Raw genomic sequence first — 24675 nt, forward strand, 5'->3', positions numbered from 1 at the left:
CCTCGCGCGGTCCCGGTCGGGGGCCGCGCGGCCGGCTTTCAGCCGGTGCCGGCGCCCGAGCGGGTGCCGGGGAGGACGCCGGTCATGTGCTCTCGCCGGGGATCGGCCCGCCGCCGTCGGAGGAGCCGGGGGCGTCGGGCAGGGCCGGTGGGCCGAGGCCGTCGGCCCGGTCCGAAGCGGCGGAGGACCCGGCGGGGCCGGAGGCGCCGTAGGGAGCGGAGAGGCCGGAGCGGGCCGGGGGAGCCTGCCCCGCGGCGTACGGGGCCGGTGAGGAGGGCGGCAGGGAGACCCCGTCGCCCGGAGGCACGCGGGGCCCGGTCTCCGTCCGGGTGCCGTCCTGGTCCGGACGGTCCGAGTGGCCGCCGTCGTGGGCGCCGTGGCCGTGTGTCTCCCCCCATGTCGGCTCGTCCGCCCCGCGCGGCGGCGGTACGACGCGGTCGCGCCGGACGTCCTGGCCGACCGCCCGCTCGATCCAGGTGCCGTGGGCGGCGTCGACGATCGTGATCCTGGTGAGCGCCTGCGGCGCCGGGGAGACCACGACCACCCCGGAGGAGCGGTACGCGGACCACGGGCGCCCCCGGGTCAACGTGGCGCCCGCCATCGCCACCGGGGGTTCGAGGGGGTTGCCGCAGACGCAGCGCAGACGCGGCACCCCGTGGTCGTCGACGAGGACGGCCGTGCCGGACTGCAGCACGGACTGCCGGGTGGTCGCGCGGCCGTCGCGGAAGCCGTGGTCGGTGACGCGGGTGTCGGCGCGCAGCAGGACCGGGGTCAGGCCGCGCAGATAGCCGGGCAGGGACTTGGGGGCCACGCCCAGGACCTCGGCGAAGGCGCCCGCCTTGGCGCCGTCGGCGGTCAGGTGGGAGATCTGCCGCCGTACGTCGCAGGCGGCGACGCGGGGCGTGCCGCCGTACAGTCCCGGCGTGCTGCCGACCAGGGAGCGCACTCCCCGCGGGGCCGACGGGGGTTTCACCGTCGGCACCCTGGGGACCGACGGCGCCGGCTGGGCCGGCTGGGGTGTTCGGGTGGCCGGGGGCGGGGTAGCCAGGGAGATGGCCGAGGAGTCCGTGAAGGGATCGGGCCCCCGCTCCGCGGCCGCTTCCAGGAAGAGCTCCACGTTCAGCCTGGTGGTCCGCTCGCCGCCGACGCATCCGGCGACGAGGAGCACGACCGAGAGGGCGCAAGCCGTGGCGAAGGTTCCGCTGGGTGTCCGCACCCCGTTCTCCTGCTTCGTCCGGGACGGTTCGTCCCTGTTGTCCACTGCACCATTGTCTGCCTCGCGGACGCCGATCACGCAAGCGGAAGATTCGTGCACACAAAGTGACCACGCGTGGGGTCGGCGTCGGCGGGGAGAGAGGAGCGCAGGGCCGTGGACTGGTTCACCGCACCCGACTACTGGCTGAGCCGGCTGGTCTTCCAGCGGGCCCTGGCCACGGTGTACCTGGTCGCGTTCCTGACGGCGGCGCTGCAGTTCCGGGCGCTGCTCGGTGAGCGCGGCATGCTGCCGATCCCCCGCTTCGTGGCACGGGTGCCGTTCCGGGGGGCGCCGAGCCTGTTCCACCTGCACTACTCGGACCGCTTCTTCGCGGCCTGCGCGTGGGCGGGCTGCGCCGTGTCCGCCGCGCTGGTCGCCGGGCTGGACGCGGCACTGCCGCTGTGGGGGGCCATGCTGCTGTGGCTGGTGCCCTGGGCGCTGTACCTGTCCGTCGTCAACGTCGGCCAGACGTGGTACGCGTTCGGCTGGGAGTCGCTGCTGCTGGAGACCGGCTTCCTCGCCGTCTTCCTCGGCAACGACGAGGTCGCGCCGCCAGTCGTCGTGCTGTTCCTGCTGCGCTGGATCCTCTTCCGGGTGGAGTTCGGCGCGGGGTTGATCAAGCTGCGCGGCGACGAGTGCTGGCGGAAGCTGACCTGTCTGCACTACCACCACGAGACCCAGCCGATGCCGGGCCCGCTGAGCTGGTTCTTCCACCATCTGCCCGGCCCGCTGCACCGGGTGGAGGTCGCCGCCAACCACTTCACCCAACTCGTGGTGCCTTTCCTGCTGTTCGCCCCGCAGCCGATCGCCACGGCCGCCGCCTCGCTGATGATCCTCACCCAGCTGTGGCTGGTGCTGTCGGGCAACTTCGCCTGGCTGAACTGGATCACGATCGTGCTGGCGCTGCCCGCGGTGCGGTTCCCGTCCCGCCCGCCGTCCGTGCCCGGCGCGCCGCTGTGGTACGAGGTCGTCGTCCTCGCCGTCGCCGCGCTGATCCTCTGCCTGAGCTACCACCCCGTGGTGAACCTGGTCTCACGCCGCCAGGTCATGAACCGCTCCTTCGACCCGCTGCATCTGGTGAACACCTACGGGGCGTTCGGCACCGTCAGCCGGGTCCGCCACGAGGTGATCGTCGAGGGCACGCTCGACGACGTCCCGCGCGAGGACGCCGACTGGCGGGAGTACGAGTTCCGGGGCAAGCCCGGTGATCCGCGGCGCTGGCCGCGCCAGTTCGCGCCCTACCATCTGCGCCTGGACTGGCTGATGTGGTTCGCCGCGCTGTCCCCGGCGTACACCGGCGCCTGGTTCGGCGCACTGGTGGAGCGGCTGCTGGAGAACGACCGCGACACGCTGCGGCTGCTGCGCCGCTCCCCCTTCCCGCCCGGCGAACCGCCGCGTTTCGTCCGCGCCCGGCTGTTCCGCTACCGCTACACGACCTGGCGGGAGCTGCGCGCCACCGGCGCCTGCTGGCAGCGCACGTACGTGCGCGAGTTCCTGCCCCCGACCCGGCTGACGGAGCCGGTCCGGCGCTCGTGAACGCGGACCGGCGGGCGGCCGCGTCGGGCCGCCCGCCGGGCACCGGCGGCCGGTCGCGTCAGGCCCGGCGCAGCCGCAGGGTCGCCAGCTCGAACGGTCGCAGCCGTACGGTGATCCGCTCGCCCTCCCGTTCCGGGGCCGGAGTGTCGGACAGCGGGCGTTCCAGCAGGTCCGTGACCGTGACGCCGGCGACCGCGAATCCCGGCGTCAGGGTCGCGCGGGCTCGGCCGCCATGGGCCTCGTGGAAGCGGACCACCACGTCACCGCTGCCGTCGTCGGCCAGCTTCACCGCCGTGACGACGACCGCGTCCTCGTCCACCGTCACCAGCGGGGCGACCTCCCCCGCGCCGGTGACGTGCCGCTCCGGCAGGTTGATCCGCCAGCCCTCCCGCACCGCGTCCCCGATGTCCGCGCCCGGCACCAGGGCGTGCCGGAAGCGGTGGACGCCCTGGTCGGTCTCGGGGTCGGGGAAGCGCGGGGCGCGCAGCAGGGAGACGCGGACCGTGGTCGTCGTACCGCGGTCGCCGCCGCTGCGGACGGTGCGGGTCACGTCGTGGCCGTACGTCGAGTCGTTGACGAGGGCGACGCCCCAGCCGGGCTCGGCCACATGCACGAAGCGGTGGTTGCACGCCTCGAACTTGGCCGCCTCCCAGGAGGTGTTGGTGTGCGTGGGCCGGTGGAAGTGCCCGAACTGGGTCTCCGAGGCGTACCGTTCGGCGTGCACGTCGAGCGGGAAGGCGAGCTTGAGGAACTTCTCCGTCTCGTGCCAGTCGACCTCCGTGTCCACCACCAGCCGCCGCTCCCCCGGCGGCAGGGAGAGCACCTGGGTGACACGGGACGCGCCGAAGGCCCGGACCACGCGCACCGACGCGCCGTCCTCGCCCGCCGTGACCGACTCGGCGTCCGTGAGGTCGGTGACCGTGTTGCGGTAGAACTCGTCCACGTCCCACGCGTCCCACATGTTCGGCAGGTCGGCGTGGAGCTGGAGGAGGTTGGCGGCGCGGCCCGGCGCGACGGTCTCGCGGCCGGCCCCGATGTCGTACGCGGACACCACGAGGCCCCGCCCGTCGATCTCGACCCGCAGCAGGCCGTTGTCCAGCACGTGTCCGCCGCCCGCGCGGGGCGTGAGTCCGGTGCCGCCGCCCGCGTCCGCCGGGGTGGCGGCGCCGCCCGCGGGGACGCCGGAGCGCGGATGCGGGGCCGCGTTGAAGGCGAGCGGGATCGTGCCCTCGCCGGCCAGGGCGCGCTGGGCGGCGTCGACGATCCCGTCCAGCTCCGCCGCGATCCGCTCGTAGGTCGCGCGCGCCTCGCGGTGCACCCAGGCGATGGACGACCCCGGCAGGATGTCGTGGAACTGGTGCAGCAGCACCGTCTTCCAGATGCGGTCCAGCTCCTCGTAGGGGTAGGCGAATCCGGTGCGGACGGCGGCCGTCGCCGCCCACAGCTCCGCCTCGCGCAGCAGGTGCTCGCTGCGCCGGTTGCCCTGCTTGGTCTTCGCCTGGCTGGTGAGGGTGGCCCGGTGCAGTTCGAGGTAGAGCTCGCCGACCCAGACGGGCGGCTCGGGGTACTCGGCCTCGGCCTGGTCGAAGAAGGCCCGCGGCGTCTCCCACACCACCGTCGCCGAGCCTTCGAGGTCGCGCAGCCGGGCCGCCTTGGCGACCATCTCACGGGTGGTCCCGCCGCCTCCGTCGCCCCAGCCGGTGGGCGCCAGGGAGTGCCGGGCCACGCCCTTGTCCCTGAAGTTGCGGGCGGCGTGCGCGATCTCGCTGCCGTGCATGGCGCAGTTGTAGGTGTCGACCGGCGGGAAGTGGGTGAACACCCGGGAGCCGTCGATGCCCTCCCACAGGAAGGTGTGGTGCGGGAACCTGTTCGTCCGCGACCAGCTGATCTTCTGGGTGAGCAGCCGGGCCGAGCCCGCCGCCCGGATGATCTGGGGCAGGCCAGCGGCGAAACCGAAGGTGTCGGGCAGCCAGGCCTCGTCGTTCTCGATGCCGAACTCGTCCAGGAAGAAGCGCTTGCCGTGCACGAACTGCCGGGCCATGGCCTCCGAGCCGGGCATGTTGGTGTCGGACTCCACCCACATGCCGCCGGCCGGCACGAACCGCCCGTCCGCCACCGCCTTCTTCACCCGCGCCCAGACCTCGGGCCGGTGTTCCTTGACCCACGCCCACTGCTGCGCCTGGGACATGGCGAAGACGAAGTCGGGTTCGTCCTCCAGCAGCTCGGTCATACTGGCCGTCGTCCGGGCCACCTTGCGCACGGTCTCGCGCAGCGGCCACAGCCACGCCGAGTCGATGTGCGCGTGCCCGACGGCGCTGATGCGGTGCGCCGAGGGGGCGGCGGGCACGGCGAGCACCCCGGTGAGCAGGGAACGGGCCCGCGCCGCCGTGGAGTTCACGTCCTGGAGGTCGACCGCGTCGAGCGCCTTGTCCACCGCGCGCAGGATCTCCCAGCGCCTCGGCGACTCCACCGGCAGTTCGGCCATCAGCTCGCCGAGCACCTCCAGGTCGAGCACCAGCTCCCACACCGTCTCGTCGAGGACGGCGAGGTCCATGCGGGCGAGGGTGTACTGCGGCTCGCTGCCGGCGGTCTCCTTGTCACCGAGCGGGGTGGGCCGGAAGGGGTGGTGCCCGAAGACGACCGGGTTCGAGGCGGCCTCGACGTGCAGCCGCACCTCCTCGCCGCCCGCCACGGGGGTGCCGACGCGCACCCACTGGTTGCGCGGGTTGAGGCCCTTCACCGGGGTGCCGTCGGGCCGGTAGACCAGGCCCTCGCACTGGAAGCCGGGCATGTTCTCGTCGAACCCGAGGTCGAGGAGGGCCTCGACGGTCCTCCCGGCCCACGCCTCGGGCACGGTGCCGGTGACCCGGAACCAGCTGGTGCCCCACGGAGCACCCCACCGGGCGCCCACCTCGATCGGCTCCGGCTCGGCGGCCAGTCCCTCCGCGACGGGTACGGGCTCGCCGGGTGCGTGCCACACCGCCACGTCCAGGGGGACGGACTCGGGGTACACGGCGGGGCGGATGCGCTCGTCGAGGACGCGCCGGAGACGTGCCTCGACCAGGCGGCGGTCGTCATGCATGAGGGATGCTCCGTAGGTCGTACGTCGGCGGGTGATACCAGGGTGGACGACGGTCACGGGGGCGGACGAGGTATACAGCTCCCCCACCGCGCGCGGTTCCAACCGCACCGCCCGGCCGCCCGGTGCGACGCCGGCCCCGGACTCCGTCACGGACGGCGGCGCGGCGGGCCTCTCGACGTGAGGCCCGAGTGCGGGCACAGTTCTCCCTACGTACTCGCGAGTACGACCATGCCCGTCCCCCCTTTTTCTCTTTCCGAGGAGCGCCCGTGACCAGCTGGGCCGGCCGGAGTGCCGCCGAGATCGCCGCCGCCGTACGCGAGAAGCGGGCCACGCCCCGCGAGGTCGTGGCCGAGCACCTCGCCCGGATCGAGCGGCTCGACGGCCGTGTCGGCGCGTTCCGGACCGTCCGCGCCGAGGCCGCGCTCGCCGAGGCCGACGAGGTGGCCGCCCGGCCGGACCTGGCCGAACTGCCCCTCGCCGGCGTGCCGGTGGCCGTCAAGGACAACCTGGCGGTGCGCGGCGAGTCGACCCGGGTGGGCACCGCGGCGACCCCGGACACACCCGCCGACGACGACCACGTGACCGTGGCCCGGCTGCGGGCGGCGGGCGCGGTGGTCGTCGGGCTGACGAACGTGCCTGAACTGTGCGTCTTCGGCACGACGGAGGGCGTGTACGGCACCGCCCGCAATCCGTGGGACACCTCGCGCACGGCGGGCGGCTCGTCGGGCGGCAGCGCGGCCGCGGTCGCCGCCGGGATGGTGCCGATCGCGCTCGGCAACGACGGCATGGGCTCGCTGCGCATCCCGGCCGCCAACTGCGGGCTGGTCACCGTCAAGCCGGGCCACGGGGTGGTGCCGGCGGGCATCAGCGACGGCGACTGGTTCGGCATGTCGGAGAACGGGCCGCTGGCCACGACGGTCGAGGACGTCCGCCTGATGCTGTCGGTGCTCGCGGACACCGAGGTCGCCCGCGAGGAGGAGCCCGGAACTCGGACCATAGCCGTCTCGGTGCGCAGCCCCCTCGCCGGGACCGCCATCAGCAAGCCGTACGTCACGGCCGCGCGGGAGGCGGCCGGGCTGCTGGCGGGGGCGGGGCACCGGGTCCGGCGCGCCGATCCGCCGTATCCGCTGTCGCTCGGGGTCACCGCCCTGCGGTACTGGACGGCGGGCACGGCCGTGGACGCGGCGGGCCTGGACCCGCGCCTGCTGGCGCGGCGCACCCGGGTCCACGCCGCCGTCGGACGGCGCTTCGTGAACGGGGTGCGCGCGGGCGGGGCGCGCGAGCAACTGCGCCGGCGGATGGAGCCGTTCTTCACCGAGCACGACGTGCTGCTCACTCCGGCTCTGGCCCGCCGCTCCCCGCAGGCCGGGCCCTGGCACGAACGGGGCTGGTTGCGCAATGTACTGGCCAACACCACCTATTCGCCCATGACGCCCCCGTGGAACCTGACCGGCTGGCCCGCGATGGCGGTACCGTTCGGCACGCTGCCCTCCGGCGCGCCCTGCGCGGTGCAACTGGTGGGCCGCCCGGGTTCGGAGGCGGCGCTGCTGGACCTGGCGGAGCAACTGGAGCGGCTGCGCCCGTGGGAGCGGACGGCCGGGCTGGAGTAAAGCGGCCCCCACGGCTCGGGAGGTCACAGGGCCCGGTACATGATGTGCAGTCCCACCCGTCCGTGCCGGGGGTGTTCGTACGCCTCCGGCACGGTGGCGAGGACGCGGAAGCCGAGGGAGGTCCACAACGCGACGGCCGGGTTGGTCTCGACGACGGCGTTGAAGACCATCCCGCGGTAGCCGTCGGCCCGGGCGGCCTCCAGGACGTGCTCGGCGAGGGCGCGGCCGATGCCCCGGCCGGCCTGGTCGGGGTCGACCATGAAGCCCGCGTTGGCGATGCGGGCGGCGGGGCCGCCGTAGTTGGGGGTGACATAGGCGGAGCCGACGACGGCGCCGGTCTCGTCCTCGGCGACGTACACGCTCTTGGCGGGGTTCATCCACAGCGCCCGGGCGTCCTCCTCGGAGGTGTCCGGGTCCCAGGCGTAGGTCTCGGCGGCGGCGACGATCCGGTGCCAGAAGGGCCAGATCCGCGGCCAGTCCTCGGCCACGGCTTGTCTGATCAGCATGGGCGTGAGTCTGGCACGCCCATGCGGCCGGCGATCGCGACGGGTTACGCGGGTCAGTCCACGCTGGGCAGGATGTGCGGCTCGGCGAGGTCGTCCTCGTACCCCGCGAGGCGGATCGGGGCGGACCTGGCCCACACGTCCAGGCTGCCGAGGTCTCCGGGCCGCCGGCCCGCGGGCTCCGTGCGTTCCGTGGGGCCCTGATCGCGATTCGTCTTCTCCGGTGTCACCGCGCACTCCTTATGTGTCGGTCACCCTCGGGGCGTCGTGGCCAGTCTGCCGTCCGGCACCTGACGCCCGCTCGGATTTCGGTCGTAGGCTGGTCGGACGCGGTGGCGCCGGCACTGGAGGTCCGAGCCGGCCGTGGTGCAACGGCTTGCCCCGGGACGGACCGTGGGTGTGGATGGGACCCCTTGGTGCTGTCCGTCCACCTCAGGTTAACCAAATGAGCGGCCCCCTGCTCGATGGGGCTGCAAACAACGCGTAACTATCTGAAGTCCGGTGTGTTCATTGGGCCATGTACGAGCCGATTTGTCACATCATGTACGACGCGTGATTCACCCGTCCGGGCTAAGCGAGCGACGGGTGCGGGATCGCCGGACCGACGGGCCGCGAAAAGGGCGCCGTTGGGGTGGGGCGCGGCTGCCCACGGGCGCAACCGGCCCCGCCCCCTCACCACTTGCCCGGCGCGTAGTCCTTCAGGAAGACGCCGTACAGATCCTCGCCCGCCTCACCGCGCACGATCGGGTCGTAGACGCGGGCGGCGCCGTCCACCAGGTCGAGGGGGGCGTGGAAACCGGCCTCGGCCAGGCGCAGTTTGTCGTAGTGCGGACGCTCGTCGGTGATCCAGCCGGTGTCGACGGAGGTCATGAGGATGCCGTCGGTCTCGAACATCTCCTGGGCGCTGGTCCGCGTCACCATGTTCATGGCCGCCTTCGCGGCGTTGGTGTTCGGGTGCCCGGCGCCCTTGTAGCCGCGGCCGAAGACGCCCTCCATCGCCGAGACGTTGACGACGTACGAGCGTCCGCGGTCCGCCTTCCGGGCGGCGTCGGCCATGGCCGGACGCAGCATGCTGATGAGGATGAACGGCGCCGTGTAGTTGCACAGCTGCGTCTCGAGCAGCTCCACCGGGGAGATCTGCTCGATGGTCTGCACCCATGTGTTGCTCTCCACGACGTCGGGCACGAGGCCGCCCGCGTCGATGGCGGTGCCCTCCAGGTGCCGGGCGACGCTGGCGTTGCCCGCGACGAGCGCGAGGTCGGCGACCTTCTGCGCGTCCAGGCCGCCGGTGCCGAGGGGCAGGGCGGCGATGCCGTCGACCGCGCCGGAGTTGAAGGCACCGATGACATGGTGGGCGGGGAGTTCACCGGCGGGCAGCGGGGCGCTCTCGCCGTCGACCAGGGCGGCGTAGGCGGAGGGCAGCCGGCGCACGGTCTGCGTCGCGTTGTTGATCAGGATGTCGAGGGGCCCCGCCTCGGCGACCCGCTCGGCCAGGGCCACGGCCTGCGCCGGGTCGCGCAGGTCGATGCCGACGACCTCGAGCCGGTGCATCCAGTCCGCCGAGTCGTCCATCGCCTTGAAGCGGCGGATGGCGTCCTTGGGAAAGCGCGTGGTGACGGTCGTGTGCGCGCCGTCGCGCAGCAGCCGCAGAGCGATGTACATGCCGATCTTGGCGCGGCCGCCGGTGAGCAGGGCGCGCTTGCCGGTCAGGTCGGCGCGGGCGTCCCGCTTGGACCGGTTCGTCCGGGCGCAGTCCGGACAGAGCTGGTGGTAGAAGTAGTCGACCTCGACGTACCGGGCCTTGCAGGTGTAGCAGGAGCGGGGGCGCTGGAGTATCCCCGCGATCCGCCCCTCCTCCGTCATCGACGACGGGAGGATGCCCTCGGTCTCGTCGTCGATGCGCTGGGCGGAGCCGGTCGCGGTGGCCTCGGTGACCGCCTTGTCGTGGGCGGTCTTGGCGGCCCGGCGCTCCTGGCGGCGGCGCTGCTTGACCGTGCGGTAGACGCCGGCCGTGGCCCGGCGCACCGCGATGGCGTCGGGGTGGTCGACCTCCAGCCGGTCGAGTTCCTCCAGCACACTGAGGCAGACGGCGAGGCGCTCGGGGTCGATGCCGGGGCCGTAGACCATCTCCTCGGTGGCCTTCGGGCCGTCCTGTGTCACCGTCATCGCGCTGCCGTTCCCTGGGTCACCCGCGCGGCGCTCCGACTCGCGCCCGCTTTCGAACGCGGAATTTTACTTCAGCGCCGGGCCGCATCACCAAACGCGTGATGATCACCGTCCGCAGACCGCGATCAGGGACTCCACCTCCTCGGACACGGCCGCGGCGAGCCGACCCAGGTCCGGCACGGCCTGGGCGTCGGCGACGAGCCCGTAGTGGACGCTGCCGCGGTAGGTGGAGATCGCGATCGCCAGGGACTGCCCGCGGGCCAGGGGCGCGAACGGGAAGACGGCGGTGAGCGGGTGGCCGCCGAGCTTCAGGCCGAGGCTCGGCAGCGGCACGCTGGTGACCAGGATGTCGAACCAGAGCCGGGCCGCCTGGCCGACCAGCGGACCGCCGAGCCGGTGACCGAGCGCGGGCACGTGGTCGGCGAGCAGCGCGACCGCGCCCGCGCCCCGGTTGGGGCCGGCGTCCTTGTTGCGGTCCATGGCGGTGCGGACGGCGCCGAGCCGGCGCAGCGGGTCCGGGTCGCCGACGGGAAGCTCTATCAAGTAACCGGAGAGCCGGTTGCCCTGTGGGTGCGCGGTGCGGGGCCGACGCCGGGAGACCGGGATCAGCGCGCGGGGCGCGACACCCTCGCTGCCGTCGCCGCGCTCGTCCAGCCAGCGGCGCAGGGCGCCCGCGACGACGGCGATGAGGACGTCGTTGACGGTGCCGCCGACGGCCTTGCGCACCAGGTGCACGTCGTCGATGTCGACGACCACCCCGGCGGTGCGCCGGGTGCCGGTGGGCTCGGCGGTGAGCGCCGGTGTGGAGCGGGTGGCGAGGGTGGAGCGGGCGACCGCGGCGCCGATGTCGAGAGCCCGGCCCACGTCGGACAGCACGCCGCGCAGCAGTCCGGGCAGCAGTGCGGGCAGCTTGCGCACGTCGGGCAGCAGGCCGCGCGGCGGCTCGGCCGGGCGGGGCCGGGGTGCGGGCATGTCCATCGGGTCCAGGATCGCCGCGGCGAGCGTGAGGGCGCGCAGCCCGTCGGCCAGGGCGTGGTGGAACTTGAACAGCACGGCGAAGGAGACACCGTCCTCCCCCGGCAGCACATGGGCCTCCCACGGCGGCCGGTTGCGCTGGAGCGGCCGCTGCATGAGCCGGCCGGCCACCGCCTGGAAGTCCGTGGTCGGGGCGTGCAGCCGGACGTGGTGCAGCGGGTCGAAGCCGGGGTCGGGCTCGCGGGCCGCGCCGCCGAAGGCCAGGGGCCGCCCGAGGCCGGCCGCCAGCGGACGCCCCGAGCCCAGTGGGCGCCACACGTCCCGGATGCGCATGCGCAGTCCGGGCACGGCGGCCGCGCGGGCGGCGAGCAGGTCGGCGGCGTGCGCGCCGGCGGTCGGCGAGTGGGCCGAGAACACCCCGAGGGCGCCGAGGTGCATGGGATGGTCGGCGGACTCGATGTTCCAGAACGCCAGGTCGAGGGGCGCGAGCAGGTCAGAGGTCAAGGCTTTCCTCGCATCGGCGGTGGGTGAGTCTGCAGTCAATCGCCCCCAACCGATTACGGTCAAGTACGATCAAGCTACGCTCAGTTAACAGCAGATTAAGTCCCACCCGGGGAGAAAGTGGTGGGACGGACGGGGTGGAAGAGGCGTACGAGGCGTCACCCGCTCCGGTGACGGGTCACTCCAGAGCCGGTGGCGCGGCCTCCGGGCCGGTGCCCCACCGGGACGGGCGCGGCCCGACCGCGAAGTCGAGCGTCCCCAGCGTGCGCAGTTTTCCGGTGGTCAGATACGTCCGGTCGTACGTCACCCCGTTGGCGCGGACCGTCTGGACGTACCGGTCGCGGTCCGAGGTGCCCGGCGCCCTGATCGTCAGTCCGCCGCGGGGGTAGTAGCGCCGGTCGAGGGTGAGGTCGACGCGCTCGAAGACGGGGGTGGACAGGCCCCAGGTGTCGTAGCCGGGCTGCACCGGGAAGAGGCCGATGGACGACAGCACGTTCCAGGCGGACATGGTGCCGAGGTCGTCGTTGCCGGTGATGCCGGTGGGGGTGTCCGTGAAGAGGGTGAGCGCGGCGTGCACCACGTCGGTGGTCTTCCACGGCTCGCCGGTCGAGAGGTACGTGTACGGGGCGATGAGGTCGGGCTCGTTCTGCGGGTTGTACTTGTCCGCGTGGTAGTAGTCGTAGGGGCCGTTCACCCACACCTCGCGGGCGGTCCTCGCCGGGTCCCGCACGAGCCGGTCGTAGGCGAAGAAGGAGTCCAGCCGGTCGTTCGCCGCCCGTTTCCCGCCGATCAGTTCGACCATGCCGGGCAGGTCCTGCGGCACCAGCCACTGGTACTGCCAGGACGTGCCCTCGTGGAAGCCCTCGCTCCTGGCCGGGTCCGCCGGGCCGGTGAAGGCGCCGGAGGCGTCGCGGGCGCGGAAGAAGCCCGTCGCGGGGTCGAAGATCCTGCGGTAGTTCTGTGCCCGAGCGGCGAAGCGCTCGGCGTCCTCCCGGTGACCCAGGTCGCGTGCCATCCGGGCGAGCATCGCGTCGGAGAGTGCGTACTCCAGGGTCGCCGAGGCACCGAAGGCGTAGTCGGAGTGGCCGGCCTTGGTGGGCGAGTGACCCTTGAGGTAGGGCGCGAAGCCCTTGGTGAGGTAGTCCGGGTTGGCGTCCCGGCCCACCGCGGGGGAATCGGCGGGCGGCACACCGTCGGCGTTCTTCCTCAGCGCCGCGTACGCCCGGTCCTCGTAGCCCGTGAGCAGGCCCTGCTGGTAGGCGTTGGTGAGGAACGGGGTCACCGGGTCGCCGGTCATGATGTTCGTCTCGACCGTGCCGTAGCCCCACTTGGGCAGCCAGCCGCTCTCCTCGTCGATCCTGATGACGGAGATCGCCATGTCGCGGGCTTCGCGCGGCGCCAGCAGCGACAGGAGCTGGGACTGGGTGCGGTAGGTGTCCCACAGGGACCAGTTCTGGTAATAGGTGAAGCCCCGCGCCCGGTGGATCCTCCGGTCCCAGCCGGTGTACCGGCCGTCGGCGTCACTGCCGATGTTGGGCGCGAGGAACGCCCGGTAGAGCGACGAGTAGAACGTGCGGCGGAGCGTGGGGGTGCCGCCGGTCGCGCGGACGTCGTCGAGCCGGTCCTCCCAGGCCCGCCGGGCCGCGTCGCGTACGGCGTCGAACGGCCGTCCGCCCTCGGCCCTCAGGTTGCCCGCCGCGCCCCGCGCGTCGACGTAGGACAGCGACGTGGTCGCCTCCACGGTCCGGTCCTTCGTCGTGTCGAAGCGGACGTAGGCCCCGTCCCGGCCGGTCCTCGAACCGTCGGTGACCGCCGACCCGTCCCAGGTGCCGTACGCGCTGAACGGGCGGTCGAACCGGGTGACCGTGTAGACCGTGTACGGCTTGGTGTCCATGCAGAAGCCACGGCCGGTGACGGCGGTGCGCACGGTGCGGTCGTCGAGGATCTCCACCTCGGAGGAGACCCCCTTGTGCAGCGCCTGCGCCGCGTCGAGCAGCACGTTGGCCTTGTCGGTGACCGGGAAGGTGTACCGCTGCACGCCGGTGCGAGCGGTCGCGGTCAGTTCGGCCTCGATGCCGGAGTCCAGGGCGACCCGGTAGTAGCCGGGGCTCGCCGCCTCGTGCTCGTGGCGGAAGCCCGCCGCGTACTTCGCGTTGTCGGTCCGCGTCACCTCGCCCGTGGTCGGCAGCACCGGCAGGTCGCCGCCGAGGCGGCAGCCGACGCCGGAGAGATGGACCAGGGAGAAGCCCCGAATGTGGTCCTGGCCGTGGTCGTAGCCGGTGCTGTGCCCGGTGTCCGGCGAGAGCTGCACCATGCCGAAGGGCACCGCCGCGCCGGGAAAGGCGTTGCCCTCGTCCTCGGTCCCGATGAACGGGTCGACCAGGTCGGTGAGCCGGCCGTCTCGGGGCGCGGCGGCCCGTGCCGCTCCGGGAGCGGCGGACAGCGCGGACGCTGCCACCGCGCCGGCCACGCACAGGCGCAGGCGCCGGGTCCATCTCATGCAGGAGACCTCCGCGGGGAGACATCGATTCCTGCATGATCACGTCTGACGGGCGGTCAGCCGGGCATCCGGCGAGTGTCGCGTGCAACGCGTCGCGGATCGGCGCCTCGACGCGGCGCGGACGGGCCCCCGCGTCGAACGCACGCCGATCGGACGCACGGCGATCGAACGCGTGGCTGTGGGGCCCACGGCAGTGGGGCGCGGTGTGGTACGGGCGGTGGGGGTGGGTCAGGACGCGGGGCTACGGCACCCGCTGTCCCTTCCCCAGCGCGATCACACCGCCCTTGGAGACGGTGTAGAGCTCCGCGTCGCGCTCCGGGTTGACGCCGATGGTCGCGCCCGGCGGCACCTCGACGTTCTTGTCCAGGACGGCGCCGCGCACGATGGCGCCGCGGCCTATGTGGACGTTGTCGTGCAGCACCGAGCCCTGGACGACCGCCCCCGGGTCCACGACGACCCCCGGGGAGAGCACGGACCGGGTGACCTGCCCGCGGATCAGGCAGCCCGCGCTGATGATCGACTCGCTGGCGATGCCGCCGGCGTTGAAGCGGGCCGGTGAGAGCTGGTACGAGTGCGTGTAGACGGGCCAGCTGCGGTTGTAGAGGTTGAAGGCCGGGCGCTCCGCGATCAGGTCCATGTGGGCGTCGTAATACGCGTCGAGCGTGCCCACGTCGCGCCAGTAGCCCTGGTCGCGGGTGGTCTCCCCCGGCACGTGGTTGGCGCTGAAGTCGTACAGCTGCGCCTCGCCCCGGTCGGTGAGCTGGGGCAGGATCGAGCCGCCCATGTCGTGCACCGAGTTCGCGTCGTCGGCGTCCCGGTACAGCGCCTCGATCAGCGCCTTGGTGGTGAAGATGTAGTTGCCCATGGAGGCGAAGACGCACCCGGGGTCGTCGGGCAGACCCGGCGGATCGGCGGGCTTCTCCAGGAAGCGCTCCACGGTCTGGCCGTCGGAGCCCGGGGTGATCACCCCGAACGAGGAGGACTCCGCGCGCGGCACCCGGATCCCGGCCACGGTGACGCCCGCGCCGCTCTCGATGTGCTGGCGGAGCATCTGCCGCGGGTCCATGCGGTAGACGTGGTCGGCGCCGAAGACCGCCACGTAGTCGGGCTGCTCGTCGTGGACCAGGTTGAGGGACTGGAGGATCGCGTCGGCGCTGCCCAGGTACCAGCGGGGGCCGAGCCGCTGCTGTGCCGGCACCGGGGTGACGTAGTTGCCGAGCAGGCTGGACATCCGCCAGGTGGTGGTGATGTGCCGGTCCAGGGAGTGCGACTTGTACTGCGTCAGCACGCAGATGCGCAGAATGTCGCCGTTGACGAGGTTGGAGAGCACGAAGTCCACGAGCCGGTAGGTGCCGCCGAAGGTGACCGCCGGTTTGGCGCGGTCGGCGGTCAGGGGCATCAGGCGCTTGCCCTCCCCGCCCGCCAGGACGATTCCGAGGACCGAAGGTCCACCACGACGCATGGCCGCTCCCCTCACCCGGTTGCACCACTCCTGCCCCTGAGCAGGGAGCACTAAGCCTGTTTGAGGATCTCCTCGTACAGCCGCGCCGTGCGCCGGGCGACCGCGTCCCAGCCGAACTCCTCCACCGCGCGTTCCCGGCCGGCCTCGCCCATCCGCCGGGCGCTCTCCGGGTCGCCCAGCACCCCGTCCAGAGCACGGGCCAGGCCCGCCTCGAACTCCTCCTCGTCGTCAACGGCGACGAGTACCCCGGTGCGGCCGTCCTCGACCACCTCCGGAATGCCGCCGACCCGCGAGGCCACCACGGCGGTGCCGCAGGCCATCGCCTCCAGGTTCACGATGCCGAGCGGCTCGTACACCGAGGGGCAGACGAAGACGGCCGCGTGGGTGAGGAGCTGGATCACGTCCGGACGGGGCAGCATCTGCGGGATCCAGAACACGCCTTCGCGGATCCGGCTCAGCTCCTGGTACAGCTCCCGGAACTCGCGTTCGATCTCCGGAGTGTCGGGCGCACCCGCGCACAGCACGACCTGGGCCGCCGGGTCGATGTCCCGGACCGCGCGCAGCAGGTGCGGCACGCCCTTCTGCCGGGTGATGCGGCCGACGAACAGCACGTACGGGCGGTCCGGGTCGAGGCCGACGCGGGACAGCGCCTCGGTGCCGGGGTCGGGCCGGTACAGCGTGGTGTCGATGCCGTTGTGGACGACGTGCACCCGGGCCGGGTCCAGCGCCGGGTAGCAGCCGAGGACGTCCTCGCGCATCGCGCCGGACACCGCGATCACCGCGTCGGCGGACTCGATCGCGGTGCGCTCGGCCCAGCTGGACAGGGCGTACCCGCCGCCGAGCTGCTCGGCCTTCCAGGGGCGCAGCGGCTCCAGCGAGTGGGCGGTCAGCACGTGCGGGACGCCGTACAGGAGCTTGGCGAAGTGGCCGGCGAGGTTGGCGTACCAGGTGTGGGAGTGGACCAGTTCTCGGCCCTCCGCGGCGGCGGCCATGGCGAGGTCGACGGAGAAGGTGCGCAGGGCGTCGTTGGCGCCGTCCAGGTTGCGCCAGGAGCGGTGCCGCACCACGCCGTCCGCGCGGCCCTCCCCCCAGCAGTGCACCTCCAGGTCGACGAGCCGCCGCAACTCCCGCGCCAGGAACTCGACATGGACGCCCGCACCGCCGTACACATCCGGGGGGTACTCCCGGGTCAGCAGTCCCACTCGCACCCGCAACCCCCTGATCTCAGCGGCCGGTCGCTTTCATGGTCACCCAGATGCGGCGCGTGGGGAAGAGCGCGGGGCTCGTGTGAAACAACAGTCACCGCACACACCGCCGCCCGGCACACGGTAGTAGAGGCAGCAGCTGCGCCGCCGGAAGACGGCCGGGGCGGCGGTGCGGGGGCCTGTGCCGGGGAGGGGGCCCGCGCCGGTGTTGGCGTCGGCGCCGGGGAGGGGGGTGATCGTGCCGGTGCCGGCGAGGAGGGGGTGCGCGAGGAGGCGCGCGGCCAGGGCCCAGGAACGCCGCGCCGCCTCCGGACGGCCGTGCACGTGCGCCCACCGGTCCAGTTGGCGGGCCGTCCCGACCAGCGCGGACGCCGCGTTGCCCCACAGCAGGCCCGGAGCGATCCGGTGGCGGGCGCGCAGGGCCGCCGCGAGGGGCGCCAGATGGCCGTGCAGGACGGCGTCGGCGAGGGTCGCGGGGTCCGCGGGCCGCGGACGCACCTCGGTGAGCCACAGATCGTCGGGGGCGCCGGCCCGCGGGTCCCAGCGCAGCAGGCGCGGACCGAGGTCGGGGACCCGCCCGTACACGGCGGCCGAACCGAGCGCCACCGACCACAGCCGGGCCGCGAGCCCCTGCTGCGCCACGGAGGCGGCGACGCGTGCCTCGGGGGCGCGGATGCCGTCGGCCACCCTGCGCACCCGCAGCGCCAGCGGATCGTCCCCGCGGCGGTCCGCCGCCGGGCGTTCGTAGACGTGCGCCAGCGTGGGCAGGTCCTCGCGGGGTGTGCCGCCGCCCGTGCGCAGGAGGAAGAAGCCGCCGAGCGGGCGCAGCGCGGCGAGTTCGGGGTCGAGGTCCACGAGGAGCAGTAGTACCAGCAGTGCTTTCCTGCGTCCCCTAGGGGTGTGGTCGGGGCTGCTCCGCCGTCCGTCGCCCACCCGGGGTAGGAGGGTGCCCCGGGCGTACTCCATCGGCAGTAGGACCCATTGTGTGCTCAGGGACGACGACGGGAAGAGATCGGCACGGCAGGGTGTTGCCCATGACCGCTGACCGTTCGTCGCGCCGGGGTCACCGCCCCCGCCTCACGCAGAGGAGCAGCTCATGAGCGCCCTCGCGTTGTCCGTGCTGCTGTCGCTCGTCTCCGCCTTCGCCTACGCGGGCGGAGCGATCGTGCAGGAGCAGGTCGCGGTGTCCTCCCCCGGCGAGCACTACGCGCCGCTGCGCCGGTGGGCCTGGTGGGCGGCGGTGGCGCTGAACGGTCTCGGCGGGGTGCTGCACGTGGTGGCCCTGGCCTACGGCCCGCTCAGCCTCGTCCAGCCGCTCGGCGCCCTGACCATCGTGGTCGCGCTGCCCATGGCGGCGCTCTTCGTCGGACGCCGTGCCGGTGCCGCCGCCTGGCGGGGCGCGATCATGGCGACGGTGGGCCTCGCGGGCCTGCTGTCCCTGGTGGGCTCCTCGCAGGCGCAGTCGCTGGACACCGCGCAGCGCGCGGCCGTGGCCGCGGTCACCGGTGGCGTGGTGGTGGCCCTGACGGCCGCGGGCCGCGCGGCCCACCGGCATCCGGCGGTGCGCAGCGTGCTGCTCGCCACCGGCTCCGGCCTCGCCTTCGGCATCTCCTCGGTGTTCACCAAGACGGTCGCGGTCGACTGGACCGACGGGGTCTCGACGGCGGACCTGCCGTCCCTCGCCGTCATAGGCGTGCTGGCCACGGCCGGCATGTTGCTGTCGCAGGCGGCCTACCGGGGTGGCGGCCTCGCGGCGCCGCTGGCGACGCTGACGGTGGCGAACCCGGTGGTGGCGGCCGCGGTCGGCATCACCATGTTCGGCGAAACCTTCCGCTACGGGCCGACGGGCACGGCGCTCGCGCTCGGCTGCGGTGTGGTGGCCGCGGGCGGTCTGATCCTGCTGACGACCGAGCGCCTGGAGCACACGGCGCCTGCCACGGGCCGGGTCCCGGCTTCCGAGCCGTACGAGTTCCCGGTCGTCGCGCCCGTGCCCGCCGCACCCCCACTCGTCGCGCCCGTGCCCGCCGCGCCCGCGTCTGTGCCCGTCCCCGCCCCCGCGCCCGTGCAGCCGTCGGCGGCAGTCGCGGTGGAGGTTTCCGGCCGTCGGCCGGAAGCAGCGGCGGCGGACCTCCTCGTCCAGGCTCCACCGGCGCTGCCGGACCCGGCCGTGCCGGCGCAGGCCGGGTCACTGATCGTGCTCGGCCCGTTCTGCGCGGGCCTGTACGTCCCGGTACCGGACCCCGGCCGGTACCGTCCGCGGGTCAGATCCTGACGCCGCGGGCCCGGAGATAGGCGACCGGGTCGATGTCCGAACCGAAGCCGGGCCCCGTCCGCATCTCGAAGTGCAGATGCGGGCCCGTGACGTTGCCGGTGGCGCCCGAGCGGCCTATGCGCTGTCCGGCTCCGACGCCCTGCCCGGCGTGCACGGAGATCGCCGACAGGTGCCCGTACTGGCTGTAGCGCCCGTCGCCGTGCCGGATCACCACCTGGTAGCCGTACGACCCGCCCCAGCCGGCGCTCACCACGTGCCCCGCCTCCACCGCCTGCACCGACGTGCCGGTGGGCACCACGAAGTCGACCCCGGTGTGGTAGCCCTTCGACCAGTGGCTGCCGGCCGCGTGGTACGGCGTGCCGACGGCACCGGTCACCGGGGGGACGACGGTGTGCGAGGCGGAACGGGAGGTGGGGTGCGGAGCCGAGCGCGAGGTGGAGTGCGAGGCGGCCTGCGAGGACCTGCCCGACTCGTGCGTCGTCGGCTTCTCGTGCGTCTTGGGCGTCGTGTGGGTGTGGTGGGTCTTGGGCGTCCTGTGGGTCGAGGGTCCGGCGTCGGGGTGGTGGGGCGCGGACGCCGGGCGGAGAGTGAGCCGCTGGCCCGGCAGGATCAGGTCGGGGTCGTCGCCGACGACCGTGCGGTTGGCCGCGTACAACTGCCGCCAGCCGCCCGCCACCTGGCGCTCGTCCGCGATGCCGGAGAGGGAGTCGCCGCGGACCACCGTGTACATCTCGGCGGTGCCGGCCCGGGACTGGGGCGTGGTGTGGGGCTGCACGTCGCGCACGGAGGTCTTGGCGTCCCTGGCCGTCCCGGCGGCCTTGGCGACCCCGGTGGACTCGGCGGCTTTCGTGGTGCGGGTCGCCGTGCCGTCCGGGTGGACGTCGGGGGTGCCGCCGCCCCGGGCAAGGCCGGCCCGTGCGGAACACACCGGCCAGGCGCCGGGCCCCTGCCCGTCGAGCACCCGCTCCGCCACGGCGATCTGCTGGTCCCGGCTCGCCAGGTCCGCGCGCGGCGCGTAGCGGGTGCCGCCGTACGCCTCCCACGTGGACCGGGTGAACTGGAGCCCGCCGTAGTAGCCGTTGCCGGTGTTGATGCCCCAGTCGCCGCTCGACTCGCAGGCGGCGACCTTGTTCCAGACGGAGGCGTCGGCCGCCTGGGCCGCTCCGGAGCCGATCAGCGGGATCGCCATGCCGACGCCGCCCGCCGTGACGGTGAGTGAGGCGCGGTTGATCCTGTTCGGCTGGTACCGGCGATGCCGGCCGCGTGCGGCCATGTCTCAAGCCCCCTCGACATGCGTCAGGAGGGGCAAAAGTAAACGCCGCCAACAGGCCATGACAAGACGGCTATCAGCCGCTTCGTCACCCCAAGTGGCCGGTAATGAGGCCGTCATTGGCCGGATCGTCCGCCTCCGCACTGAGCCGCGGGGCACCCGCCGTGCGTATTCAAGCCCGCGGGGGGCCGGATGTGCGGTCGCCGTACCGGCACGTCAGGATGGTCGCGGGGCCGGGAACAGCGATACTGACGGGCACGGTCGGCACCCCCGACGGCAGTACCCACGCGATCCACAGCATCTTTGAGGAGCAGGCGGTATGAGCACTACAGCCCAGATCGGCGTCACGGGCCTCGCGGTCATGGGCCGCAACCTCGCCCGCAACTTCGCCCGCAACGGCTACACGGTCGCGGTGCACAACCGGACGTCGTCGCGGACGCACGCCCTGGTGGAGGAGTTCGGGCACGAGGGCGACTTCGTCGCGGCGGAGACCGCCAAGGACTTCGTGGCGGCGCTGGAGCGGCCGCGCCGCCTGGTCATCATGGTCAAGGCGGGCGGCCCGACGGACGCGGTGATCGAGGAGTTCGCGCCGCTGCTGGAGCCCGGCGACATGATCATCGACGGTGGCAACGCGCACTTCGCGGACACCCGCCGCCGGGAGAAGGCGCTGCGCGAACAGGGCATCCACTTCGTCGGCATGGGCGTCTCCGGCGGTGAGGAGGGCGCGCTGCACGGGCCGAGCATCATGCCGGGCGGCCCGAAGGAGTCGTACGACTCGCTGGGCCCGATGCTGGAGAAGATCTCCGCGAAGGCGGCGGACGGCGCGCCGTGCGTCACGCACGTCGGCCCGGACGGCGCCGGCCACTTCGTGAAGATGGTGCACAACGGCATCGAGTACGCCGACATGCAGCTGATCGGCGAGGCGTACCAGTTGCTGCGCGACGTCGCCGGGTACGAGCCCGCGCAGATCGCCGAGATCTTCCGCACCTGGAACCGGGGCCGCCTCGACTCCTACCTGATCGAGATCACGGCCGAGGTGCTGTCGCACGTGGACGCGGCGACGGGCAAGCCGTTCGTGGACGTGGTGGTGGACCAGGCCGAGCAGAAGGGCACCGGCCGCTGGACCGTGCAGATCGCGCTGGACCTGGGCGTCCCGGTGTCCGGCATCGCGGAGGCGGTCTTCGCCCGCTCGCTCTCCGGCCACGCGGCGCTGCGTGAGGCGTCGCGCGGGCTGGCCGGACCGAAGGCGTCCGCGCTGAGCGAGTCGGAGGCCGGGGCCTTCGCCGACCGGGTGGAGCAGGCGCTGTACGCCTCGAAGATCGTGTCGTACACCCAGGGCTTCCACGAGATCGCCGCGGGCAGCGAGGAGTACGACTGGGACATCGACCTCGGCGCCGTCTCCGCGATCTGGCGCGGCGGCTGCATCATCCGCGCCGCCTTCCTGGACCGGATCCGGGCCGCCTACGACGCCCGGCCGGACCTGCCGAGCCTGCTGTCCGACGAGACCTTCGCGCGGGAGATCGCCGACGCTCAGGACGACTGGCGCGAGGTGCTGATCGCCGCGACCCGCCAGGGCGTGCCCACCCCCGGTTTCGCGGCGGCCCTCGCCTACTACGACGCCCTGCGCGCCGAGCGTCTGCCCGCCGCCCTCACCCAGGGCCAGCGCGACTTCTTCGGGGCTCACACCTACCGCCGCGTCGACCGCGACGGCTCCTTCCACACGCTGTGGGGCGGGGACCGCACGGAGGTGACGGCCTAGCCGGCGAGCGGGCCCGCGGGCGGAGGCACGCCGCGCCGGGCCCGTCGCACTCGTGCTGCATGAGGGGACGGTGGGCGCCCGCCCGTAAGGGGGTGCCCACCGTCTGCCTGTCCGGATGTGCGGGAGTCCGGGCGGCCCGGGGGTTCACGTGCCCCGGCGGCCGCGGGCCCACATTCCTTCGTGCCTACGTCTGATTGTTCGTGGCTCCTGATTGCTCGTGTCTCCCGCGGGGATGTGCGGCTGTCCGCCCATGGATCTCACGCCCGTGGTCTCAGGTGAGGGGCGGTCCCGGCTCCGGATTGGGCACCGGTTCCGGTCCCGGCGGGATCGGCGACGGGGAGGGCTCCGGCGGCGGGCCGGGGTGGGGACCCGGAGGTGGCGTCGGTACGGGGCCCGGGGGCGGACCGGGAGGGGGTTCCGGCACCGGAGACGGCTCCGGGGGCGGGACCGGATGCGGGGGTTGCGGCTCCGGGCCGGGGGCGGGCCCCGGCCCGGGACCCGGAGTGGGCCCGGGCGGTACGGGGTCGGGGTAGGGGTTCGTCATGTCGTCCTCCGGCAGTCGGTCGACGTCGGCTCTGGACTACTCCCCCGCCTACCCGACACCCGCGCCGCCAGTCACCCGGCGGCGCGACCGCCGGGACCCGGGTGGCCGCAACCGGCCCCTCCGCCGTGCGCCGCCCGCGCCGCCGCCGCGAGTCCCGGGCCGGGTGCGGCGAGGACCGGGACCGGCGTCGTCGCCGCCTGCCGAGCCGCGGCCATGGAGACCTGGGCGAGGACGATCACGTCGGCGTCCGCGCCCGTGACGGCGTCCACCGCCGCGGTCACCTCACGGACGTACCCGTCGCCGTCGCCCGCCTCGAAGCGGGCCCAGGCGTGCTCGGCGAGACGGGTCCGGACCGTGACGGGACGCCCGGCGCGGCGGGCCTCCTCCTCGAGCAGCGCGACGGTCGGAGCCAGGGTGCTCGCCACCGTGGCGACGACCACGACCCGCGGGCCCGCCGCCACCGCCGCGGCCGCCATCGGACGGTCCACGCGGAGCACCGGAACACCGGACCCGGCGCGGACCGCCTCCGCGACGCCGCCGAGAGTCGAGCAGGTGCACAGCACCGCTCGTGCCCCTTCGGTGGCGGCGCGGCCGATCAGTTCGCGGACCTCGCCCGCCACCGCCTCGGGACCCTCCCGGCGGGCCCTCGCGAGCAGGTCCTCGTCGACGAAGTGCCGCAGTTCCAGAGCCGGATGGGCCTCGTCGCGCAGGGCGTCGAAGACGGGGACGTGCGCCGGGGACGTGTGCAGCAGGGCGAGCACCGTCAGCCGGCCGGCACGGCCTGGGGGCTGCGCTCCTGGTCGGTGCCCGGCACCGGCGCCGAGGGGTCGGCACCCAGCTCCACGATCCGGTTGTCGCCGTCCACGTGCACGACCCGGGGCTTCAGCGCCCGCGCCTCGGCGTCCGTCACCTGGGCGTAGCTGATGAGGATCACCAGGTCACCGGGGTGGACGAGATGCGCGGCCGCGCCGTTGATACCGATGACCCCGGACCCGCGCTCGCCCTCGATGACGTACGTCTCCAGGCGGGCCCCGTTGGTGATGTCGACGATGTGGACCAGCTCACCGGGCAGCAGATCGGCCGCGTCGAGCAGATCGGCGTCGATCGTCACCGATCCCACGTAGTGCAGGTCGGCCTGGGTGACGGTGGCGCGGTGAATCTTGGACTTGAACATGGTACGCAACATGAGGAAACTCCCGTTATCTGCTCCCTGCCTGCTCTTGCAGGTCAAGGGCCATGTTCGGAGGCTACATCGTTTCGCATGCGTGGTCAGCTGTCGCCGGGTGTTCGAAGACTCACGTTGACCGGTTGCTGACTTTCCTGACGGCGCGCCAGTCACTTGCGGCCCCGTGCCACGGGGTCTCCGCTCGCCATCCATTCGAGTCGATGTCGAATGCCTGGCGCTGTGGATGCCTACGTCGACGTCGGCGGCACACCGCTTCGCTGCCGAAGACCTGGCTCGTGCGGCGGGCCGGGGACGTCCCCTGGGGGCTTTGACTCTCGGAGTCGGTCGTGGCCCGCGCCATCGTCCTGCTCCTCATGTGTGAGACCCGTGGGCGGGTCCTCAGGCCCTGATCATCGGTGGCGGCGGTGTATCCGTCTCCGGCCCGACGACGCGCAGCAGGTCGAGGGCCACGGCGCTGTGCGTGGTGGGCGCGGCCATGAAGATCGGCAGCCACTGGTCGTCGGCCGGGCTGAAGGGTGCTTCGTAGTCGAAGTCGATCAACCCTGTCTCCGGATACCGTACTCGCAACCGCTCTGCCATCGAACAGCCACCTCGCGGCGGTCCCGCATCGCGGCAAGTTCCCCTCTCGCCTCCCGCCATCAGGCGACGAGCGCCGCGGCCTCGGCGTCGCCAGGCCGCGGCGCACCGCCGTGCGAAGGGCGGAGACGGTCGGCCGGCAGTGCCGCTCGTGCTCTCCTCCCAGGACCTCGCGGAGCCAGGTCCTGACCCCTTGCTCAAAGACTCATTTCGATCATCGATGCAGGGTGAGGTGAGAGGACACTGACATCACTGCGCCGGAGGCCGTGGCCC

General features: G+C 73.3%; 18 protein-coding genes. 4 read left to right on the forward strand and 14 right to left on the reverse strand.

The window, feature by feature from the left end; all coding sequences use genetic code 11:
- Nucleotides 1-82: 82 nt before the first annotated feature.
- Entirely contained in the window at nt 83-1261 is a 1179-nt protein-coding gene (locus tag ACF1A5_RS26090) for a DUF6777 domain-containing protein (protein WP_392195301.1), read from the reverse strand.
- A 108-nt stretch (nt 1262-1369) separates the two neighbouring features.
- On the opposite strand from ACF1A5_RS26090, the gene ACF1A5_RS26095 reads away from it, so the two are divergent.
- On the forward strand, nt 1370-2791 hold the full coding sequence (locus ACF1A5_RS26095; protein WP_392195302.1) for a lipase maturation factor family protein: 1422 nt from the start codon (nt 1370-1372) through the stop codon (nt 2789-2791).
- 58 nt (nt 2792-2849) lie between these two features.
- On the opposite strand, the gene ACF1A5_RS26100 is transcribed toward ACF1A5_RS26095, so the two are convergent.
- Entirely contained in the window at nt 2850-5873 is a 3024-nt protein-coding gene (locus tag ACF1A5_RS26100; RefSeq protein ID WP_392195303.1) for an alpha-mannosidase, read from the reverse strand.
- Nucleotides 5874-6139: 266 nt separating this feature from the next.
- Here ACF1A5_RS26100 and ACF1A5_RS26105 point away from each other — a divergent pair, with 266 nt between their 5' ends.
- The gene (locus ACF1A5_RS26105; protein WP_392195304.1) at nt 6140-7483 is read left to right on the forward strand and encodes an amidase; all 1344 of its coding nucleotides are present in this window, start codon (nt 6140-6142) and stop codon (nt 7481-7483) included.
- Nucleotides 7484-7506: 23 nt separating this feature from the next.
- On the opposite strand, the gene ACF1A5_RS26110 is transcribed toward ACF1A5_RS26105, so the two are convergent.
- From ACF1A5_RS26110 to ACF1A5_RS26145, 8 genes are all read right to left on the reverse strand, one after another.
- A complete protein-coding gene (locus ACF1A5_RS26110; RefSeq protein ID WP_392195305.1) occupies nt 7507-7989 on the reverse strand; it encodes a GNAT family N-acetyltransferase in 483 nt (160 codons plus the stop codon).
- Nucleotides 7990-8042: 53 nt separating this feature from the next.
- Nucleotides 8043-8216 (reverse strand): hypothetical protein, encoded by a 174-nt coding sequence (locus ACF1A5_RS26115; RefSeq protein ID WP_392195306.1) that lies wholly within the window; start codon nt 8214-8216, stop codon nt 8043-8045.
- A gap of 442 nt (nt 8217-8658) precedes the next feature.
- Nucleotides 8659-10152: an SDR family NAD(P)-dependent oxidoreductase gene (locus ACF1A5_RS26120; protein WP_392195307.1), complete on the reverse strand. Its 1494-nt coding sequence runs from the start codon at nt 10150-10152 to the stop codon at nt 8659-8661.
- Between the two features lie 105 nt (nt 10153-10257).
- Nucleotides 10258-11631: a wax ester/triacylglycerol synthase family O-acyltransferase gene (locus ACF1A5_RS26125; RefSeq protein ID WP_392195308.1), complete on the reverse strand. Its 1374-nt coding sequence runs from the start codon at nt 11629-11631 to the stop codon at nt 10258-10260.
- Nucleotides 11632-11806: 175 nt separating this feature from the next.
- Nucleotides 11807-14128 (reverse strand): GH92 family glycosyl hydrolase, encoded by a 2322-nt coding sequence (locus tag ACF1A5_RS26130; RefSeq protein ID WP_392195309.1) that lies wholly within the window; start codon nt 14126-14128, stop codon nt 11807-11809.
- Nucleotides 14129-14369: 241 nt separating this feature from the next.
- Complete coding sequence (gene glgC / locus ACF1A5_RS26135) at nt 14370-15590, reverse strand: glucose-1-phosphate adenylyltransferase (protein WP_392195310.1); 1221 nt, start codon at nt 15588-15590, stop codon at nt 14370-14372.
- Nucleotides 15591-15640: 50 nt separating this feature from the next.
- Nucleotides 15641-16798 carry a glycogen synthase gene (gene glgA, locus ACF1A5_RS26140; protein WP_392195311.1) on the reverse strand — a complete coding sequence of 386 codons (1158 nt, stop codon included), beginning with the start codon at nt 16796-16798 and terminating at the stop codon, nt 15641-15643.
- Between the two features lie 39 nt (nt 16799-16837).
- On the reverse strand, nt 16838-17668 hold the full coding sequence (locus tag ACF1A5_RS26145) for a (2Fe-2S)-binding protein (protein ID WP_392195369.1): 831 nt from the start codon (nt 17666-17668) through the stop codon (nt 16838-16840).
- Between the two features lie 223 nt (nt 17669-17891).
- On the opposite strand from ACF1A5_RS26145, the gene ACF1A5_RS26150 reads away from it, so the two are divergent.
- Complete coding sequence (locus tag ACF1A5_RS26150) at nt 17892-19067, forward strand: DMT family transporter (RefSeq protein ID WP_392195312.1); 1176 nt, start codon at nt 17892-17894, stop codon at nt 19065-19067.
- On the opposite strand, the gene ACF1A5_RS26155 is transcribed toward ACF1A5_RS26150, so the two are convergent.
- Nucleotides 19057-20340 (reverse strand): transglycosylase family protein, encoded by a 1284-nt coding sequence (locus ACF1A5_RS26155; protein WP_392195313.1) that lies wholly within the window; start codon nt 20338-20340, stop codon nt 19057-19059. The genes ACF1A5_RS26150 and ACF1A5_RS26155 overlap by 11 nt on opposite strands.
- Before the next feature lie 316 nt (nt 20341-20656).
- Here ACF1A5_RS26155 and gndA point away from each other — a divergent pair, with 316 nt between their 5' ends.
- Nucleotides 20657-22096: an NADP-dependent phosphogluconate dehydrogenase gene (gene gndA, locus ACF1A5_RS26160; protein WP_392195314.1), complete on the forward strand. Its 1440-nt coding sequence runs from the start codon at nt 20657-20659 to the stop codon at nt 22094-22096.
- Between the two features lie 615 nt (nt 22097-22711).
- On the opposite strand, the gene ACF1A5_RS26165 is transcribed toward gndA, so the two are convergent.
- The 3 genes from ACF1A5_RS26165 to ACF1A5_RS26175 form a co-directional block, all read right to left on the reverse strand.
- Nucleotides 22712-23401, reverse strand: coding sequence for an aspartate/glutamate racemase family protein (locus ACF1A5_RS26165; RefSeq protein ID WP_392195315.1), 690 nt, complete (start codon nt 23399-23401; stop codon nt 22712-22714).
- 2 nt (nt 23402-23403) lie between these two features.
- Complete coding sequence (panD, locus tag ACF1A5_RS26170; RefSeq protein ID WP_392195316.1) at nt 23404-23826, reverse strand: aspartate 1-decarboxylase; 423 nt, start codon at nt 23824-23826, stop codon at nt 23404-23406.
- 378 nt (nt 23827-24204) lie between these two features.
- Nucleotides 24205-24405, reverse strand: coding sequence for a hypothetical protein (locus ACF1A5_RS26175; protein ID WP_392195317.1), 201 nt, complete (start codon nt 24403-24405; stop codon nt 24205-24207).
- Between the last annotated feature and the right edge of the window lie 270 nt (nt 24406-24675).

Source organism: Streptomyces sp. NPDC014864 (assembly GCF_043081525.1).
In the GTDB taxonomy this organism is placed as follows: Bacteria; Actinomycetota; Actinomycetes; order Streptomycetales; family Streptomycetaceae; genus Streptomyces.

Bases quoted from the DNA above. Each gene is read 5' to 3' on its own strand.
- panD (WP_392195316.1), bottom strand. From the start codon at position 23,826: ATGTTGCGTACCATGTTCAAGTCCAAGATTCACCGCGCCACCGTCACC.
- gndA (WP_392195314.1), top strand. From the start codon at position 20,657: ATGAGCACTACAGCCCAGATCGGCGTCACGGGCCTCGCGGTCATGGGC.
- ACF1A5_RS26110 (WP_392195305.1), bottom strand. From the start codon at position 7,989: ATGCTGATCAGACAAGCCGTGGCCGAGGACTGGCCGCGGATCTGGCCC.
- ACF1A5_RS26150 (WP_392195312.1), top strand. From the start codon at position 17,892: ATGAGCGCCCTCGCGTTGTCCGTGCTGCTGTCGCTCGTCTCCGCCTTC.
- ACF1A5_RS26155 (WP_392195313.1), bottom strand. From the start codon at position 20,340: ATGGCCGCACGCGGCCGGCATCGCCGGTACCAGCCGAACAGGATCAAC.
- ACF1A5_RS26130 (WP_392195309.1), bottom strand. From the start codon at position 14,128: ATGAGATGGACCCGGCGCCTGCGCCTGTGCGTGGCCGGCGCGGTGGCA.
- glgC (WP_392195310.1), bottom strand. From the start codon at position 15,590: ATGCGTCGTGGTGGACCTTCGGTCCTCGGAATCGTCCTGGCGGGCGGG.
- ACF1A5_RS26175 (WP_392195317.1), bottom strand. From the start codon at position 24,405: ATGGCAGAGCGGTTGCGAGTACGGTATCCGGAGACAGGGTTGATCGAC.
- ACF1A5_RS26100 (WP_392195303.1), bottom strand. From the start codon at position 5,873: ATGCATGACGACCGCCGCCTGGTCGAGGCACGTCTCCGGCGCGTCCTC.
- ACF1A5_RS26120 (WP_392195307.1), bottom strand. From the start codon at position 10,152: ATGACGGTGACACAGGACGGCCCGAAGGCCACCGAGGAGATGGTCTAC.